At 38.2% G+C, this 19,411-nt stretch carries 12 protein-coding genes; 7 read left to right on the plus strand and 5 right to left on the minus strand.

Going from position 1 to position 19,411, the window contains the following annotated elements:
* Positions 1-4 precede the first annotated feature (4 nt).
* The 6 genes from AN34_RS09940 to AN34_RS09965 all read left to right on the plus strand — a co-directional run bounded on the left by AN34_RS09940 (position 5) and on the right by AN34_RS09965 (position 9,581).
* Positions 5-1,483 carry a redoxin domain-containing protein gene (locus AN34_RS09940; protein WP_029284846.1) on the plus strand — a complete coding sequence of 493 codons (1,479 nt, stop codon included), beginning with the start codon at positions 5-7 and terminating at the stop codon, positions 1,481-1,483.
* Positions 1,484-1,965: 482 nt separating this feature from the next.
* On the plus strand, positions 1,966-2,643 hold the full coding sequence (locus AN34_RS09945) for a response regulator transcription factor (protein ID WP_029284848.1): 678 nt from the start codon (positions 1,966-1,968) through the stop codon (positions 2,641-2,643).
* The gene (locus tag AN34_RS09950) at positions 2,643-3,995 is read left to right on the plus strand and encodes a HAMP domain-containing sensor histidine kinase (protein WP_029284853.1); all 1,353 of its coding nucleotides are present in this window, start codon (positions 2,643-2,645) and stop codon (positions 3,993-3,995) included. The genes AN34_RS09945 and AN34_RS09950 overlap by 1 nt, the downstream gene beginning before the upstream one ends.
* 56 nt (positions 3,996-4,051) lie before the next feature.
* A complete protein-coding gene (locus AN34_RS09955) occupies positions 4,052-5,320 on the plus strand; it encodes a TolC family protein (RefSeq protein ID WP_029284855.1) in 1,269 nt (422 codons plus the stop codon).
* A gap of 1 nt (position 5,321) precedes the next feature.
* On the plus strand, positions 5,322-6,422 hold the full coding sequence (locus AN34_RS09960; protein ID WP_231625524.1) for an efflux RND transporter periplasmic adaptor subunit: 1,101 nt from the start codon (positions 5,322-5,324) through the stop codon (positions 6,420-6,422).
* Between the two features lie 30 nt (positions 6,423-6,452).
* On the plus strand, positions 6,453-9,581 hold the full coding sequence (locus AN34_RS09965; RefSeq protein WP_029284859.1) for an efflux RND transporter permease subunit: 3,129 nt from the start codon (positions 6,453-6,455) through the stop codon (positions 9,579-9,581).
* Between the two features lie 81 nt (positions 9,582-9,662).
* On the opposite strand, the gene AN34_RS09970 is transcribed toward AN34_RS09965, so the two are convergent.
* Complete coding sequence (locus AN34_RS09970) at positions 9,663-10,196, minus strand: DinB family protein (protein ID WP_231625525.1); 534 nt, start codon at positions 10,194-10,196, stop codon at positions 9,663-9,665.
* A gap of 671 nt (positions 10,197-10,867) precedes the next feature.
* On the opposite strand from AN34_RS09970, the gene AN34_RS09975 reads away from it, so the two are divergent.
* Positions 10,868-12,703, plus strand: a complete 1,836-nt coding sequence (locus AN34_RS09975) for an ABC transporter ATP-binding protein (protein WP_029284863.1) — start codon at positions 10,868-10,870, stop codon at positions 12,701-12,703.
* A gap of 554 nt (positions 12,704-13,257) precedes the next feature.
* Here AN34_RS09975 and msrA read toward each other — a convergent pair.
* The 4 genes from msrA to AN34_RS09995 all read right to left on the minus strand — a co-directional run bounded on the left by msrA (position 13,258) and on the right by AN34_RS09995 (position 19,376).
* The gene (gene msrA, locus AN34_RS09980; RefSeq protein ID WP_029284866.1) at positions 13,258-13,749 is read right to left on the minus strand and encodes a peptide-methionine (S)-S-oxide reductase MsrA; all 492 of its coding nucleotides are present in this window, start codon (positions 13,747-13,749) and stop codon (positions 13,258-13,260) included.
* Between the two features lie 680 nt (positions 13,750-14,429).
* Positions 14,430-15,473, minus strand: coding sequence for an NAD(P)-dependent alcohol dehydrogenase (locus AN34_RS09985; protein WP_029284868.1), 1,044 nt, complete (start codon positions 15,471-15,473; stop codon positions 14,430-14,432).
* A gap of 182 nt (positions 15,474-15,655) precedes the next feature.
* On the minus strand, positions 15,656-17,692 hold the full coding sequence (locus tag AN34_RS09990; protein WP_051666411.1) for an ATP-binding protein: 2,037 nt from the start codon (positions 17,690-17,692) through the stop codon (positions 15,656-15,658).
* Positions 17,693-17,870: 178 nt separating this feature from the next.
* Positions 17,871-19,376 carry a PLP-dependent aminotransferase family protein gene (locus AN34_RS09995; RefSeq protein WP_029284872.1) on the minus strand — a complete coding sequence of 502 codons (1,506 nt, stop codon included), beginning with the start codon at positions 19,374-19,376 and terminating at the stop codon, positions 17,871-17,873.
* Between the last annotated feature and the right edge of the window lie 35 nt (positions 19,377-19,411).

The raw sequence follows: 19,411 nt of genomic DNA on the forward strand, positions 1-19,411 counted from the left end.
AAAGATGAAATATTTAAACATCATTCTTACATCACTGGCGCTATCTGCAACGTTAACGCAGCTAAGCGCACAAACCAAACCTCTAGATAGCACCAAAAATCATTTAGATCAATTAATCGCCTCTAAAAACCCCACCGATCAGGCACTATTAAATACTAAACTGAAAACACTTGCTGCATCAAACAGTGAAAAGGAAATGGATTTGGCCATTAACTATTACTATAAATTAAAAAATCAAAAAGCAAGTGATTCATTGCTAGAAGCTGAGGTGAAAAAATTCCCTTTAGGCTCACGCGCCAGAAACAAAGCTGCCAGTGATGACATCTATAATTTGAAAACACCAGCCGAAAAAGAAAAAGCTTATAAAGCGTGGATTCAGAAGTTTCCACCTTCTAAATTTAGTGGTGAGGATTTGATCGTTTATGATTATGTAACCAGCAGCATTGCTACCGGTTATGCCGAACAAAAAAATACGGCAAAAGCAATTGAATACGGCGAAAAACTTCTGGTAGATTTCTGGAAAGGAAATGGTTATGGTGGTTTGGCTGAAGCCTTTTATAAATCCGGCGACTTAAAAAATGCTTCTATTTATTATAAAAAAGCAATGGAAAGCGCAAAGGTGTATTACGATGGGAAACTGCCAGATGAAAATTCTTCTAAGTTTGCCGCATCGGGCTATCCGGGTTTAACCATGACTTATGCCAATATTCTTTTTGAACAGAAGAATTACAACGAAGCCTTAAAATATGCCAAGTTAGCCTCAACCAATCCCAAAACAGCATCACCAAGATCAAACTTCCAGTATGCAAAAATTCTGATGGCTTTAAACAGAAATGAAGAGGCCTATACTAAACTGGAAGAAGCTGTAAAATCGGGCAAGGCCAACGATGAGATGAGTGCAGCCTTTAAAACACTTTACATCAAAGTAAAAGGCAGCGATGCCGGTTTTGAACAGTATGCAGCTGAAATTAGAAAGGGAATAATTGCAAACCTTCAACAAAAATTAACAAAAGAAATGGTTAAAAAGCCAGCAGTAGATTTTACACTTACAGATTTGGATGGCAAACAGGTTACCTTAAGTAGTTTAAAAGGCAAAACGGTTATTCTAGATTTCTGGGCCACCTGGTGCGGACCATGCAAAGCTTCTTTTCCAGCAATGCAAATGGCTGTTAACAAATACAAAGATGACTCTAATGTAAAGTTTTTGTTCATCCATACCTGGGAAAAAACCGCTACGCCTACCAAAGATGCCGGCGACTATATCAAATCACAGAACTATAATTTTGAGGTGTTGATGGACAATAAGGATCCTGAAACCAAAATTAATAAAGTAGTGAGCGATTATAAAGTGAATGGTATCCCCTCTAAGTTTGTTATTGACCCACAGGGAAATATCAGGTTTAATTTAATGGGATTTGATGGCAGCAATGAAGCAGCCGTTGATGAAATTTCAATGATGATTGATATGGCTAGGAAAGGATAAATAAAGTTATCTATTAACAAATCTCATTCATACAATCACCTGTGAAAGTTTGAATGAGATTTTTTTTGCGTAAATACTATCGCTCGTGTGTCCCACCGACCTAAATGATGATTGCTTAATGCCTAAACATTTTCAAAATGAGGCGTTTCGACTGGTGAAGACACCAAACCGACAGTAATAAACGCATCAGAGCGCTGGGAATGAACGATCGCTAGCCACCTCGTCATAGTTAGTTAGATAACCTCTTTATAAAAAGAAGTATAAAGCCACCGGGAATGAACGATCGCTATAGCCACCTCGTCATCCTGAACTTGATTCAGGACCTTTCTTAGACCACTTGAATTATGCGAACTAATTGGTAAATTATCTTTTCAATAGATCCTGAGTCAAGCTCAGGAGGACTACCGTTATAGTTGGTCTATTAATCTGACCTACTGTTCTATTTTAATCTCCTTTTAAGATGAGTTCATTACTTTTGTACTATGCTTAAAATAGGAATAGCAGAAGATGACCTTAAAATTGCAGGACTGCTGAAATCAGCGCTGGAAGAAAATGGTTACCAGGTTTGGAATGCCTATAATGGAACAGATGCCCTCGAAAGCTTTATCAAAAATGATTTTAATCTCCTGATTATAGACATTATGATGCCAGGTTTAAATGGTATCCAATTGTGCAAACACTTGCGTGAAAGCCAGATCAACACCCCTATTCTCATGCTTACTGCAATGGGAACAGTAGATGATAAAGTGATGGGTTTAGATGCCGGGGCCGATGATTACCTGGTTAAACCCTTCCATCTAAAAGAACTTCTGGCCAGAGTAACAGCCCTCTTAAGGCGGCAGTCACCTATCTCAATTCCTGAAAGCCATCAGCTTTGTTTTCAAGACCTTTGCCTCAACACCTCAAGTAAAGAAGTAAGTAGAGCAGATAAAAAAATTGAGCTGAGTGCTAAAGAATTTGACTTGCTTGAACTGTTTTTAAGGCATCCAAACCGATTGCTTTCCCGCCAGTATATTGCCGAACAAGTTTGGAACATCAACTTTGATACCGGTACCAATGTAATAGATGTATATATCAATTTTTTAAGGAAGAAAATTGAAAAGGGTTTTGATCGAAAGCTGATCCACACTAAAATTAATATGGGTTACATCCTTAAATAATGAAAATAAAAGACCGCATTGCACTGTATTTTACCCTCATTAGCACCTCCATGCTGTTTGCGGTATTGTGCATGGTCTATTTTACCTTTATGAAGTTTCTTCAGGCTGATTTTTTTGAACGCCTGACAGACCGCACCATGGTTACGGCTAAGCTTTACCTGGAAGCAGACGAAATGAGCAGAGATGCTTTGAGCAGTGTACGACACCAATATTTACAGAAACTTAGGGACGAAGTCATCCGGATTTATGATTCGCGGGATCGGGCAACCTTTATCGGTGATTCTGCACAATACTGGACGAAGGCGACCATTAACCGGGTGAGAAACCAAAAACACCTGCAATACAAAGATGGCGAGCGGCAGGTAGTTGGCATTTATTATAAGGATAATCAGGGCGATTTTGTGATTTTGGCTTCTGCTACCGATCAGGGTACACATAACCGATTGGAAAAATTGCTCAAAATTATGGTGGTTACTTTTGTTTCCATTTCAATCATTGTTTTATTGTTGAGCAGGTGGGTGGCAGAAAAAATGCTGAAACCGCTTAAAAAGTTCATGGCTGAAGTAAAACAGGTTGGCTCAGAAAATCTGGCTTTCAGGGTGGAAGAAAACCAGACCAAAGACGAAATTAACCTTATTGCGCAAAGTTTTAACCATTTAATGGAAGAACTTGAACAAGCCTTTATCTTGCAAAAAACCTTCGTAGCCAATGCATCACATGAATTACGAACACCGGTAACCAGAATGATGATGACCGCCGAGCTGGCGCTCTTGAAAGAAAGAGATGTTCAGGCTTATCAAAAAGTTATTCATTCCATTTTAGATGATGCGGAAAATATGGAGCACATCATCAATGGCTTACTGGCTTTAGCTAAAATGGATCTTGAACTAATTAATTCGCAGTTATCATCTATTCGACTGGACAATCTTTTAATTAAAATTCAGTCTGACTGGCAGTCACATCATCATCAACAGTTAGACATTCAAAATTTACTGGAAAACGATGCAGAACCCCTTGTCTCCGTGAATGCTGTTTTACTGCAAATTGCCATCGACAATATGATTTCCAATGCTTTTAAATTTTCCGGAAATCAAAAGGTAATGGTGCAACTGGAATATTCAAATCATCAATTTCTGGTTAAGATTATTGATCAAGGTCCAGGGATCCCATCCTCAGCACACGAAGAAGTATTTAAGCCTTTTTATACACAATCGGCTGAAATTGGTGAGAAAGGTGAAGGTATGGGCTTGTATATGGCAAATAAGATCATTACACTTTTTAAAGGAAAAATAGAAATATCGGTTACAGCAAATCAACAGAATTGCCTCATCATCTACCTACCTCAACTTTAATCTGCTTTTAATTTCGATTTAATTCGCGTTTAATTCGGCTGAGATAGATTTGTGGCATGATAAGGATAGGTACCCTGATTTTTTTCTTACTGGGTTTTTTCAGCGCAGTTTCCGTTGCCCAAACGGATACTTTAAAATTAAACCTGCCTCAGGCAGAAGCACTTTTTCTAAAACAAAACTTCGATTTACTGGCGGCCAATTATCAGATTGATCAGGCTAAAGCAGAAATCATCACCGCCAGGCTTTTTGATAATCCAGAACTGGAATACGAAAATCTATTGTACAACCATGAAACCGGTAAATTTTTGCAAACCTCCTATGCCTATGGTCAGTTTGCAGGTTCCGTTTCGCAGTTGATTAAATTGGCTGGTAAAAGAAATAAAAACATTAAACTGGCACAATCCGGCGTAAGGATGGCAGAAATGGAATATTTCGATGTACAACGAACGCTAAAATTTGAGCTACAGAATACCTTCTACAAAGCATATTTCACTGCGAAATCAGTCAACGTTTTTGATGAACAGATCAAATCCACACAAATGCTTATTAAGGCATATGAAACCCAATTAAAAGCAGGGAATGTAGCGCTAAAGGATGTGATCAGGATTAAATCTTTATTGATCGGACTACAGGCAGAACAAACCAACCTCCTGAATGAGCTGGAAGATGAATACCGCGACCTTCGTATGCTCTGTGGTTTAGCACCAGGTGCAAATCTATCTTTAACCTTATCTTCAGCTCAACCAGAACTACCCCTAAACCAGATCCCCTACCTCACTTTACTGGATTCGGCCAGAAACAACAGAAGTGATTTAAAACGATCTAAAGCAGCCTTAGATTATAATGAACTCAACTTAAAACTACAGAAAGCAATGGCTATACCTGATGTTGAAATTTCATTAAGCTACGATTTGAAAGGAAATTACCCGGAAAAATATACTGGCATAGGTTTAAAAATTCCCATTCCGCTATTTAACAGAAATCAGGGAGAAATTAAAAAAGCAAAAATTGGCATTGATGCGGCAACGGCTGAGGTTAATAAACATGAACTTTTGCTTAGTAATGAGCTTTTTAACAGCTACCAGACTGCTCTTCGGAATGAAAAACTTTTTGCGGCAATTGATCCTGACTTTAACAATGGTTTTTCCAAACTGATCTCCGGCCTGATTAAAAATTTCAGGGAACGAAATATCAGTTTAATGGAATTTCTGGATCTCTACCAATCCTACAAAGAAAATGTATTGCAGATCAATCAGGTTCAGCTACAAAGACTGAACTCAAGAGCAGAATTAAATTATGTAACCGGTACAAACCTATTTAAATAACATGATGCATCACATTTACAAAAATACAATAAAGGTAATTTTATTTTCTTCAATTGGTTTAGGCTTTGGGTGTGGCAGCCATCAAACAGAAGCTGCCCCCGAAAAGTTTGCCATTACAGATTCATTACTGAACAGGTTATTAATTGATACGGTGCAACAGGCCAACAGCAAAGCTGATCTCATTTTTTCTGCCAAGATAACGGCTAATGAAGACCGCAAATCGGAACTTTTCCCCATGGTAAGTGGATTGGTAAACCGGGTAAACGTGCGCCTGGGCGATCAGGTAAATACCGGGCAAATTTTAGCTACTGTAACCAGTTCAGAAATGGCTGGGTTTGATAAAGAGGTGATAGCCGCCAATGCTGAAGTTAAAAATGCAAATCGTGCCTTAAAACAAGCAGAACAATTGTATGAAAGCGGTCTATCATCAGCTAAGGAACTGGAAGAAGCTAAAAATGATTTCCTCATTAAGCAGGCAGAACTGAAAAGAGCTAATGCCGTTTTAAAGCTTAATGGTGGCAGCAACACCGGTTCATACGCCATTAAATCTCCCATTAGTGGTTTTGTTATTGAAAAAAACGTGACCAATAACATGCAGCTGCGTAGCGATAACGACAAAAGCCTGTTCACCATTGCCGATCTATCTAATGTATGGGCCATGATTAATATTTATGAGTCTGATATATCACGCATCAAAGCAGGAGACGAAGTTAGTCTCTCTACCCTATCCTATCCTGAACAGGTATTTAAAGGTAAAATTGATAAAATATACAACCTGATTGATCAGGAAAGTAAAGTGATGAATGCCCGTGTAGTGATTGCCAATACCCAGGCTTTATTAAAACCAGGCATGCTGGGTACCGTTAAAGTATCTGCACATGCTGGTATTGATCTTCCTGCAGTAAATGCGAGGGCTATTGTTTTCGACAATAATAAAAATTATGTATTGGTATTAAATAACGAGCGTAAGGTACACATTCAGGAAATCGAAATTGGGAGAAAAACTGCGGGTCTGGTATACATCAGTAAAGGTTTAAAGGCTGGCGACCGTGTAATTGCCTCCAAACAGGTTTTTCTTTTTGAGAACCTTAAAACCCAGTAACCTTCGTTTTACCCAACAGATTTTTTCCCTATGAACAAATTCATCAAAAGCATCATCGGCTTTGCACTGAAGAATAAATATTTTATTTTCTTTGCCACTTTTATCCTTATCCTTGCAGGTTATTTAAGTTTTAAAAACACCACTATTGATGCCTTTCCTGATGTAACCAATACCAACATTACCATTATTACGCAGTGGCCCGGACGAAGTGCTGAAGAAGTAGAGAAATTTGTAAGTCGTCCGCTGGAAATTGCGATGAATCCTACTGAAAAGCGCACGAGCATCCGTTCCTCATCCCTGTTTGGGCTTTCTATTGTTAAAGTAAGTTTTGAAGATGATGTAGACTATGCCGAAGCCCGGGTACAGGTAAATAACCATTTGGATGAAGCCGATCTTCCGGAAGACATTCAGCCCGAAGTACAGCCTCCATACGGACCAACGGGTGAGATTTTTCGTTATACCTTAAGCAGTGATACCAAATCCGTACGAGAACTTAAAACCCTGCAGGATTGGGTGATTCAGCGGGAGTTATTGGCGGTTTCGGGCATTGCAGATGTGGTGAGTTTTGGAGGGGAAGTGAAAACCTATCAGATTACGGTTGATCCGCAAAAATCAATTCAGTATGGGGTAACGGCAACAGAACTTTTCGAAGCTGTTTCTAAAAGCAACATTAATGTAGGTGGTGATGTGATTGTACAAAGTGGCCAGGCTTATGTGGTTCGAGGAATAGGCGTGCTCAATAACATTGATGAAATCAGGAATGTGGTGGTAGATAACATCAACGGAACACCAATTTATGTTAAAACCATTGCAGAAGTAGCAGAATCTGCCTTACCAAGATTAGGACAGGTAGGACGAGACAGTGATCCGGATGTGGTGGAGGGCATTGTTGTGATGCGAAAAGGTGGAAACCCTAGCGAAGTAATTGCCCGCCTGAAAGAGAAAATTGAGGTAATTAACAACAGTATTTTACCTGATGATGTGAAGATTAAAGCTTTTTATGATCGGGAAGATTTGGTTAATTATTCCGTGCATACGGTTATGGGCAACATGCTGGAGGGAATTTTATTTGTTACCTTGATTGTATTTTTATTCATGGCAGATTGGCGGACCACCCTGATTGTTTCCATCATTATTCCACTGGCATTACTGTTTGCTTTTATCTGCCTGAAGCTGAAGGGAATGCCTGCAAATCTGCTTTCTATGGGGGCGATCGACTTCGGGATTATTATTGATGGCGCAGTGGTGATGGTAGAAGGGATTTTTGTAACGCTGGATATGAAAGCCAAAAAACTGGGAATGGAGCGCTTTAATAAAATGAGCAAACTGGGCTTCATTAAAAAAGCCAGCCTTGAAAATGGAAAAGGGATTTTATTTGCCAAACTCATCATCATTACCGGGTTATTACCTATTTTCACTTTTGAAAAAGTAGAAGGTAAAATGTTCTCTCCCCTCGCCTGGACACTAAGTTTTGCCCTTCTTGGAGCCCTCATTTTAACTTTCACACTAGTGCCCGCAATGGCGAGTGTATTACTAAAAAAGAACGTTAAAGAAAAGCATAATGTGTTTTTAGAATGGATTACTAAAGCGACCCTTAAATTTTACGATAAGTGTTTCAGCAAGAAAAAACTGGTGTTTTCCATTTCCATCTTGGTACTGGTTCTGGGGATTTTTAGTTTTAAATTTCTGGGAACAGAGTTTTTACCCAGCCTGGATGAAGGATCTATCTACGTACGGGCAACGGGGCCATTGAGTATTTCTTTAGATGAAACCAAAAAGCTTTCCAATGAGATGAGGAAGATCTTTTTAAGTTTTGAAGAAGTGAAACAGGTGATGTCACAAACTGGTCGCCCGAATGATGGTACAGATGCCACAGGTTTTTATAACATGGAATTTCATGTTGATATTTATCCGCGGAAAGAATGGAAGCGAAAACAAAGTAAAGAACAGCTGATTGAGCGGATGCAGGAAAAACTAAAAGGTTTCCCCGGCATTAGCTTAAACTTTTCTCAACCCATTTCTGACAATGTAGAGGAAGCCGTGTCTGGCGTAAAAGGTTCTATTGTGGTGAAGCTATTTGGCGAAAACTTCGATTTTATGGAAAGGGAGGAAGAAAAAATTGAAAAAATTCTGAAAACTGTAGATGGAATCGAAGACCTTGGCATATTACGAAACTTAGGTCAGCCGGAGTTACAGATCAACCTCGACCAGAAAAAAATGGCGCTTTATGGTGTCAGTACCGCTGATGCCAATGCCGTAATTGAAATGGCTATTGGTGGAAAGGCCGCCACACAAATTTACGAGGGAGAAAGAAAATTTGATCTCATTATCCGCTATCCTGAAGATTTTAGAAACGATGAAAGTTCTATTGGCAAACTGCGGATTCCTACCCTATCCGGATCAAATGTTCAGCTGGCCGAGATCTCAAGCATCAGAAAGATTACCGGCCCTAGTATGATTTACCGCGATAAACACAAACGTTATGGCGCCATTAAATTCTCGATTCGTGGACGGGATATGGGAAGTGTAATTGCTGAGGCACAGCAAAAAGTAAACGCCGAAATTAAGCTGCCAAAAGAATATAAACTGGAATGGGCCGGCGACTTTGAAAATCAGCAACGAGCCATTTCACGCCTCTCACAAGCGGTTCCGGTAAGTTTATTACTAATCTTTTTTATCTTGTTTGTACTTTTCGGCAACATTCGCGATGCACTATTGGTGTTAAACAATGTACCCTTCGCTATGATTGGCGGTATACTGGCCTTATTGGCCGCTGGGGTTAACTTTAATATTTCTGCCGGAATTGGATTTATTGCCCTGTTTGGTATCTGTGTTCAGAATGGAGTGATCCTGATTACTAAATTCAAATCAAACCTAGCAGACTTAAAACACCATCAAAGCTGGACTTTTACCGATGCGATGCGTGATGGAATCGCCAGCCGATTTAGGCCTGTATTGATGACGGCGCTGATGGCTGCTATTGGATTAATGCCCGCAGCACTTTCTACCGGAATTGGTTCTGAGGCTTCAAAGCCTTTAGCTATTGTGGTAATTGGTGGATTAATCACCAACACGCTTTTCAACCTTTTTGTTTACCCGATTGTTTTTTATTGGGCTTATCAGAAAAAGGTACAGAAAATTAATCCGGTTCAGGCTTGATAACTAACCTAAATAATTAACCAAAAAATTTAGCATTTTAAAAAAGCCATTAACTCTTAAAGGAATTAATGGCTTTTTAAGTTAAAATAATTTTTCTTGTGGAGGGGTAGTTTTAGCCAAACGCAAATAAACAGTGGTTTGTCCGCGATGATGGGTTTGGTGTTCAAATCCCTTACCTAAAGCCTGCTCACGACTCATATCAAAACGGCCAAAAAGTTTTACCTTTTCGTTTAATTGAGCCGGAGTCATTTTTTTTATAGTGGCGATCATAAAATCATAGCTATCCAGTACATTTTTAGTAACCACAGCCTTTGTTTTCTCACTGGTTTTCTCTAACTCATCTTTGCCTTCAGGGCTTTTATCACCTGCAGCAGCAGCGGCAAAAACATAGTTATCTGCTGCCAGGTGTAACATTTGCTCAGCGAAAGATCTCATTTCTGGTGTAGGTTTCAATGCATAACCTGTTTCTGGCATGGCATTTAAATATTCCGAAGTGTAAGTTTTAGCACGCTCCCACTCTTTCAATAAATCGGCAGTGGTGGTTTGCGCTTTGGCAACATTCATTAATACAAGAAACATGAATGTACTGGTTAAGAGTTTTATAATTTTCATCATCTGTTTTTTTACAAATTTATCATTTAGAAAAATAATTTTCAGCTTTATATATGATCAGGCTGCATAGAAAGTTGTCAACACTGAATATTAATACGGATTAATTGAAGGTTCTTAATCAACTAAGAAAATATTAATTTATATACTTTAATGCTGTATATGGAAAAAATATTTAACCACCCAAGAAACCTAAGCTTAAATGTTAAATGAACTAATATGCCTATATGGTAAAAAATATTAACCACCCAAGAAACCTTAGCTTAGTTAAGCCTAAATCTTAAATAAACTTAAATATATTAGATGGTAAAATATTAACCACCCAAGAAACCTAAGCGTATCTAAGCCTAAATCTTAAATGAACTTAAACGTCTTAGATAGTAAAATATTAACCACCCAAGAAACCTAAGCGTATCTAAGCCTAAATCTTAAATGAACTTAAATATCTTAGATGGTAAAATATTAACCACCCAAGAAACCTAAGCATATATAAGCCTAAATCTTAAATGTCTTAGATGGTAAAATATCAACCCCTTGAGGAAACTTGGTATACTGAATAAATATTAAATAAACTTAAATGCCTCCTATATGGTAAAAAACTAAATATTTAAAGATTTTACAAGCAACTGAATCTCTAATGATGCAATAAGTTTAGCTTTGCAAGCGCTTCCCTAACTATGGCAAAAAACAGAAACACCATCTCAATAGAAAACATATCCTTAAAAGACAGGCTTACTTCACTCAAAAATTTACCAGATTTTTTCAAATTAGTTTGGAAAAGCAGTCCGGGCAAAACGAGCATTAGTTTTCTCCTTCGCCTACTAAGATCGGCTATGCCAGTTGCTTTATTATACGTAGGCAAACTCATTATTGATGAAGTAGTTACTTTAAACAGTCAGGCGCTTAATGGCGACATGCAAAAACTTTGGGAGCTGGTGGCTTTAGAATTTGCACTTGCTATTATTACTGATGGATTAAACAGAATGATTAACCTAACGGATAGTTTACTGGGTGATTTATTCTCGAATTACACCTCAATGCGCATTATGCAACATGCGGCCACTCTGGATCTGGATCAGTTTGAAGATTCTGTATTTTACGATAAACTGGAACGTGCCAGGCAACAAACCGTGGGCAGAACAGTATTACTTTCACAAGTGATGAGCCAGATTCAGGATTTTATTTCCATAGCCTTTCTCCTCACCGGACTCATTGCCTTTAATCCATGGTTAATTGTATTGCTGTTGCTTTCTATTGTTCCTTCTTTTTTAGGTGAATCTTATTTTAATAGTAAAAATTATGCCCTTTCCAGAAGTCAAACACCTGAGCGTAGGGAACTGGATTATCTGCGTTATTTGGGAGCAAGTGATGAAACAGCGAAAGAAGTTAAAATATTTGGTCTTTCTGATTTCGTGATCGGACGTTTCAAAATGTTGTCTGATCAATTTTATGCAGATAACAGCAAACTGGCCATCAGGCGTTCGGGTTGGGGTATTTTCTTTTCCGTGCTGGGCACTTTAGGTTATTATGCTGCTTATGGTTTCATCATTTACAATACCGTAATTGGAAAATCTACAGTGGGTAGCCTTACCTTTTTAGCAGGTTCTTTCAGACAATTAAGCAGTTTAATGGAAACCATGTTATCAAGGTTTACCATCGTATCACAAGGTGCTATTTATTTGAATGATTTTATAGATTTTTTTGAGATTAAACCTAAAATCACCAAGCCACAAAATGCAATTCCTTTTCCCAACCCCATCCAAACAGGCTTCGTATTTGAAAATGTGGGCTTTCAATACCATAATTCTACAAGGTGGGCGAACAGGAACCTCAGCTTTGAACTTCGCCCGGGCGAAAAACTGGCCTTGGTCGGTGAAAACGGTGCAGGCAAAACCACCTTGGTTAAGCTTCTTGCCCGATTATACGATCCAACAGAAGGTCGGATTTTATTGGATGGAAAAGATTTAAAATCTTATGATTTGGATGATCTAAGACACAATCTCGGCATTATATTTCAGGATTATATCCGTTATCAAATGACATTTTATCAAAACATTGCTGTTGGAAACATCAAAGAAATCGACAACCAGCAATTGGTTAAAAAAGCTGCAGAAGAAAGTCTTGCAGATCAACTGGCAGCCAAACTCCCAGGTGCATATCAACAGTGGTTAGGGAGAAAATTTAATGATGGCATAGAACTTTCCGGCGGCGAATGGCAAAAGGTGGCTTTAGCAAGGGCTTATATGAAGGATGCACAAATATTGATTCTGGATGAGCCTACCGCCGCTTTGGATGCCCGTGCAGAATATGAAGTTTTTCAACGCTTTTCGGAGTTAACGAAGGGAAAATCTGCGGTATTAATTTCGCATCGCTTTTCTACCGCCCGGCTTGCCGACCGGATTTTAGTTTTAGACCAGGGAACACTTATGGAATCTGGTACACATGCAGAATTGCTTGAAAAGAACGGAAGATATGCCGAGCTTTTTAACCTGCAAGCCAAAGGTTATCAATAGAAATTTAATTGCTGCATGAAAATTAATGATCATTTAATTGATTTTGGAGTGTGCCCACTACCCAAAGGTCGTCTTCTCGACTGAAGCGTAGCGAAATGGAGAAATCTGCGAACTTAGGCCTTTTAATTATATAATTTAACTGGTTCAAAGATTTCTCGACTACGCTCGAAATGACGACCCCTCTTACAATCATCCTCTCGACTGAAGCGTAGCGAAACGGAGATATCTTTGAACTTAGTTCTTTTAATTATACAATTTATTGGTTCAAAGATTCCTCAACTACGCTCGAAATGACGATCCTCGTATAATCGTCCTCTCGACTGAAGCACAGCGAAACGGTGAGATCTTTGAACTTAGTTCTTTTAATTAAACAATTTATTGGGTCAAAGATTCCTCAACTACGCTCGAAATGACGATTATACGAGGATCGTCCTCTCGACTTAACCACAGCGTAACGGAGAGATCCTTGAACTTAGGTCTATTGATTTATATAATTTAACTAGCTCAAAGATTCCTCTACTGCGGTCGGAATGATGAATCTTTAAATTCTTTAATTAGCTTAATTTCCACTCAGGTCTTTCGAAATGACAGGTATAGCCATAAGGGTATTTTTGAAGGTAATCCTGATGTTCTTCCTCTGCATTCCAAAAATCTTCAGCAGGAACTACTTCCGTAATAATTTTACCTGGCCAGATTCCTGATGCTTCCATCTCCGCAATCAGTTCCTCCGCAGTTTCCCGCTGGGCATCATTTTCAAAAAAAATAGCAGAACGATAAGATGTTCCAACATCGTTTCCTTGTCTGTTTTTAGTTGTTGGATCATGAATTTGAAAGAAATATTCTAATAAACGTCTGTATGATAATTTCTCAGGATCAAAAACAATCTCTATGGCTTCAGCATGTGTACCATGGTTGCGGTATGTTGCATTTGGTACATCACCACCAGTGTAACCCACCACAGTGGAAATTACTCCAGGCTGATTACGAATCAATTCTTCTACCCCCCAAAAGCAACCGCCAGCAAGAATGGCTTTTTCAGTATTCATAGTTATATTATTTATAGATTAAAGTTAAGGTGCCAATAGCTAAAACCAAAATATTGATTATCGATATGACACCCTTATTGCGAATGATAAATGCATCTGCGATTTAAAAATTACAACACGATAAAAGATATAAAGTTTTGCGACCGGCTTACTTCATGATCTCTACTGGCTCCAGTGATTTAAAAATCTGCTTTTCCCGACTTACTAAGTTTTTTTGGATGGTGTGTCGGGGAAACTTCGTGAGTTTTAAAAACAAGAACCTAACCCTCTAAACAACTAACTTTCTAAGCTAATAACCCTCTAAACTTTATAACCCTCTAACCAAAAATAACCCCACTAAAACTGGCGAAGTTCTGCTACGCAAAGGCCTTTGAAACTTCGCAAGTTAGTTAATCCGACTTTCGAATTTTTGATGGATGGTGTGCAAGGGAAACTTCGTCAGTCTTAAAACAAGAAACTAAACGCCTCATCTTCTAACCCCCTAAACCACTAACCCTCTAAACTTTATAACCTTCTAAACTACTAACCATCTATCCCCCTGCAAACCAACAACCTTTCATGTTAACCCTTAAAAACCAAACAAGGGATAACCATTTGGACATCCCTTGTTTTTATGATTTAAACTATCTCCACCAGATGAATCAAGTTTCCTTAAATATCCAATGAAATATTTATCAATCTTATAATGTTGCCATATCAATCACGAAGCGATATCTTACATCACCTTTTTCCATCCGCTCATAAGCATTATGAATATCTTTCATATCAATCATTTCAATATCCGAAACAATGTTGTGTTCTGCACAGAAATCAAGCATCTCCTGAGTTTCAGCAATTCCGCCAATTCCAGATCCTGCTAAACTTTTTCGACCTCCCAATAAACTAAACGCTGCAATTTCAGCAGGTTTTGGCGGTACACCTACGCAGATATGCGTTCCGTTTGTTCTTAAAAGAGATAAGTACATGTTAAAATCATGCTCTGCAGAAACCGTATCCAAAATAAAATCAAAGGTACCTTTTGCTGCAGCCACCTGATCTGCATCCGTTGTTACTACAAAGTGATGTGCGCCTAGCTTTTTAGCATCTTCTTCTTTTTTAGGTGAAGTACTTAAAACAGTTACTTCAGCACCAAATGCTACACCAAATTTAACGGCCATGTGGCCTAATCCACCTAAACCTAAAACAGCAAGCTTATGTCCTTTACCTACTTTCCAGTGTCTTAATGGAGAGTACGTGGTGATACCTGCGCAAAGTAAGGGTGCAACAGCCGCCAGATTCAGTTTATCAGAAACATGCAATACAAATTCTTCTCTTACCACGATGTTGTTTGAATAACCACCGTAAGTTGGCATAGAACCATCACGCTCCATTCCATTATAAGTTTGTGTATTTCCTTCTAAGCAATACTGCTCCAGATCTTGTTTACAGTTTTCACAAACCTGACAAGAATCTACCATACAGCCCGTACCTGCAAGATCTCCTACTTTAAACTTTTTAACATGATCACCCACTTTAATTACACGACCAACGATCTCGTGCCCTGGTACCATTGGAAAAATACCTGGAAACCAGTCATTTTTAATTTGATGTAAATCAGAGTGGCATACACCACAGAAAAGTATTTCAAACTGTACGTCATGTGGCCCCACCTCACGGCGTTCAAAATTCCAGGGAGCCAGGTCTGTTTCGGCACTTTGTGCCGCATATCCTTTTGTTGCTATCATAAAATATCTTAGTTATTAGTCTTAATAACAAATATAAATCGAATCAGTGTTTGGAATTAAAAATAAAATGTCTGCACAAATTCATTATTTGTTATACAGATGATAAAACAATTGAGTAGAGTACTTTAAGTCATGTCTGCCAGATGTCATAACTAAATCAGACACCAATTCACTACTATTAATTAAACAGAATGCTGCGCAGCAGGAAGGCTAAAATAAAAGGTAGAACCTTTTTTAATTTCACTTTCTACCCATATTTTTCCATTTTGCCTTTTCATAATTTCGGCACACAGATAAAGGCCAATTCCAAATCCGGCTATTGATTTTGTATTGTGTTTTTCTACCCGATAATAACGTTCGAAAAGATGAGGAATATCTGAAGCTTCTATCCCCATACCTTCATCACTTACACTGATTACCGATCCCTGCTGATTTGAAATACAGGAAATTCGTACAACAGTTCCCATTGGAGAATATTTAATGGCATTACTGATAAAATTATTAATTACCTGACCTATTTTATCTTTATCCGCATTTACCCAGGCGGTTTCCACCGGATCAAAAATAACAGTATGGCCGTCAGCATTCAGAATGGTATCATCTTCAATTTCATTGATCAATACACTGATATCAAAAAGTTCTTTTTCAATATGAATTTTACCCGATTCGAGTCGCGATACGTTCAGAAAACCATTGATCATCCTTGTCATCTTGGTGATCTGTTTATCAGCCTTATCTAAAATATTTTTAGTAAGCGCATCCTCTACGTTTTTTGTTCTAAGCTGTAAAAGTTGAATAAACCCCTTTAATGAGGTAAGAGGAGTTTTTAGCTCATGACTCACCATTCCTATAAAATCATCTTTACGGATATTGTCTTCCTTTTCCTCTGTAATATCTAGAATGGTTCCTGAAAAATGGCCATAAGGTTCAGCTTCCGTTTTGTAATGTTTTCCGGTAGATTTAACCCAACGGATCATACCATCATTGTGTTTTTTAATGGTATATTCCATGTCAAAAACGAGATCTTTTTTAATGACAGATTCTGCACCCTTGATTACCTCATGTCTATATTCTGCACTTACCTGATCAATTACAGAGTGATAGGTCATCTCTTCGTCTTCCCTGTAACCAAAGATTTCTTTTAACCGGGCAGATGCCCACATTTTGCCTGTAAAACCATCAATGGTATATGTACCCAATTTAGCTTGTTCAATTGCACTGCTCTGTTTCTGCTCGCTCTGCTCCAGTTTAATATATGAGGCATGAAGATCATTACTTACTTCTTCTACCCTCTTTCTAGCCATTACCTGTTCGGTAACATCAACTGCCATATTAATCACACCAGTGATGATTTCATTTTCAATTAAAGGACAAAAAGTAAAGTTATAATAGCTGATATTGTCAGCATTTTTACCGGTTGTTTTTACCAGCTGCTCATTTACATATATGGTTTCACCAGTTTTATAAACCTTTAATAATAGCGGATAAGCTTCCTGCTTGTTAAATTCAGGAATTACGGAAAGAATAGGTTGATGCAGGATATCAGCATTCTGCCCTAAAAAATCCAGCATCGGTGGATTTATCGCTTCAACATGAAAATCATTTCCTTTAAATAAAACCATGGCAATCGGGGCCTGCTGAATGAGCATATGGCTCCTCATTTCTCCTAAAACTGAACGTTCCAACAATGCGGTATTCAATTTTTCGGATTTTTCCAACAGGCTCATTTTTCGGCGCAATTCCATCTTATCCATCACCTGTTTGGCCATAATTTTCAAAGCCGACCGTTGTGCATCTGTAAGCTTTCTCGTAACGGAATCAATCACACAAAGTGAGCCGATTGGAAAACCTTCTTCATTAATCAGTGGTACACCAGCATAAAAAGTGATGTAAGGTTGCCCGGTTACAAGCGGATTATGCATAAATCTTTCATCTTGTTTGGCATCTTCAATTTCCATCAATTCATATGGATTTTGAATAGCATGCGAACAAAAGGAATGATCTCGATGCGTTTCCGCAACATCAAGACCTTTTCTGGATTTAAACCATTGCCTATGCTGATCAACTAAACTAACCAAAGCAATCGGTGTATTACAAATAATGGAAGAAAGCTCGGTCAAATCATCAAACTCACGCTCAGATAATGTATCAAGAATATTGTAAGATTGCAACGCATTTAAACGTTCAATTTCATTAGCAGGTAGTGGCACAGACGACATTTTATTAACAAATCATATTTGATCAAACCATATTTATTTGATCCCCATAAATTTTAAAGGATATTTTATTCTCTGCCACATGCCCCTATTTATAAATAATATAAGGGTAATGGTTGACGAAAATAACATACGGCAGGTTAAAATGTTTGACCTGAATAGTTAATCTTCAGCAGTTAAATTATTTTTTTACCACTAACGAATCATTGATGATACTCATAAGTGACTTTGCCAGGATATCAACAGCATTTTCCATCTCTTTCAAATTGAGACTTCCAAAACCTAAACGGGTAGCAGTAATATTTTTAGTTTGGTATAAAATGGTTTTGGGGAGAAACAATCCATTTTCAGCGCATTTTTTCTGCATCCTGATCAGGTTAAAGTCATCGAGCCACTCCACCCAAATGGCCAGGCCACGTACGGGAATACTAAATCTGATCCGGCCATTCAGCTTTTCTGTTAGCAAACGCACAAATGCATCACGCCGGTCCTTATAAATGACCTTATTTTTTTTAGAAAGCCGGTGAACTTCACCATCCTGGATCCAATCTGTTAAAACCTGTTCTTTAATAACATCAATTCCGGGCTCCAAAATACGCTGATGTTTTTCCAGTTCTTTGATAAATGCTGCTGGTGCAGTTATAAAACCATAGCCAAAGCCTGCAGGCAATGACCGGGCGAAGGAGCCCAGGTAAACCACCTGATGATTGGTATCTATGGCAGCCAAGGGTAATATTGGATTACTATCCAGTTGAAAATCAAAGTCATAGTCATCTTCCACAATTAAAAAACCATATTGGTTTGCCAGTTCAAGGATTTCCATTCGCCTTTTGGCACTTAACGGAGTGGTACTTGGATAATGGTAAATTGAAGTGAGGTAAACCATTCTAATCTTTTGTGCCTCACAAATTTTCTTTAACGAGGCCAAATGAAGACCTTCATCATCTACAGCTACAGGAATAATCTTCGCACCACTATCTGTTAAAGTCATATTGGATAAATAATATCCGGGAGACCCCACTACAACATGATCGCCTTCGGAAATCAGCAGTTTAGCCACTAAAAAAAGGCTTATCTCATGACTGCTGGTGGTAAGCAGGTTAGATTCAGAAATCCGCAATCCGCGGGTAAGATTTAAAAAATTAAAAAATTGTTTCTTAAAATGCTGATGAGATTGTGTTTGGATTTGTTCCCATGGCTGTCTAATTTTCTGCCGTTTAAGTTTTGAAACATACAACCTCGCCAGTATATCGGTATGAATTAATCTTAAATCAGGTAAGCCATCATTAAACTGTAAGGGCAAATCACTCCATTCAACAGGATTTTCAAGAACTGACGAAGATTTGAAGGTAAAATGATCAATCGTCGCCTGTGTTCTTTCCGATTTTGAAACTCCCCTTTTACTTCTAAGCTGTTTTTGATCAGACAAAATAAATGTTCCCTGATTTGGCCGAATTTCAATAAAACCCTGTGCTTCTAAATCCTGAAAGGCTTTAATCAGCGTATTTCTATTAATAGACAACAGTTTACACAATATTCGCGTACCCGGAAGTTTTGTACCTTCAGGAAGTAAACCCAATTGAATGGCTTTAATAAACTCAAAGATAATTTGTAAATAAACTGGTGTAGAATCACCCAACTTAAGCTGAATAAAACTTTTAAAGGGAATTTGAACCGGACTATCCATTATATTAAAACTGGTATACATTAGTGGTACGGCAA

This window comes from Pedobacter sp. R20-19, assembly GCF_000708265.2.
Taxonomy (GTDB): Bacteria; Bacteroidota; Bacteroidia; order Sphingobacteriales; family Sphingobacteriaceae; genus Pedobacter.

Coding starts and splice junctions, on each gene's coding strand:
- AN34_RS09940 (WP_029284846.1), top strand. CDS start 5: ATGAAATATTTAAACATCATTCTTACATCACTGGCGCTATCTGCAACG.
- AN34_RS09945 (WP_029284848.1), top strand. CDS start 1,966: ATGCTTAAAATAGGAATAGCAGAAGATGACCTTAAAATTGCAGGACTG.
- AN34_RS09950 (WP_029284853.1), top strand. CDS start 2,643: ATGAAAATAAAAGACCGCATTGCACTGTATTTTACCCTCATTAGCACC.
- AN34_RS09955 (WP_029284855.1), top strand. CDS start 4,052: ATGATAAGGATAGGTACCCTGATTTTTTTCTTACTGGGTTTTTTCAGC.
- AN34_RS09960 (WP_231625524.1), top strand. CDS start 5,322: ATGATGCATCACATTTACAAAAATACAATAAAGGTAATTTTATTTTCT.
- AN34_RS09965 (WP_029284859.1), top strand. CDS start 6,453: ATGAACAAATTCATCAAAAGCATCATCGGCTTTGCACTGAAGAATAAA.
- AN34_RS09970 (WP_231625525.1), bottom strand. CDS start 10,196: ATGATGAAAATTATAAAACTCTTAACCAGTACATTCATGTTTCTTGTA.
- AN34_RS09975 (WP_029284863.1), top strand. CDS start 10,868: ATGGCAAAAAACAGAAACACCATCTCAATAGAAAACATATCCTTAAAA.
- msrA (WP_029284866.1), bottom strand. CDS start 13,749: ATGAATACTGAAAAAGCCATTCTTGCTGGCGGTTGCTTTTGGGGGGTA.
- AN34_RS09985 (WP_029284868.1), bottom strand. CDS start 15,473: ATGATAGCAACAAAAGGATATGCGGCACAAAGTGCCGAAACAGACCTG.
- AN34_RS09990 (WP_051666411.1), bottom strand. CDS start 17,692: ATGTCGTCTGTGCCACTACCTGCTAATGAAATTGAACGTTTAAATGCG.
- AN34_RS09995 (WP_029284872.1), bottom strand. CDS start 19,376: ATGGATAGTCCGGTTCAAATTCCCTTTAAAAGTTTTATTCAGCTTAAG.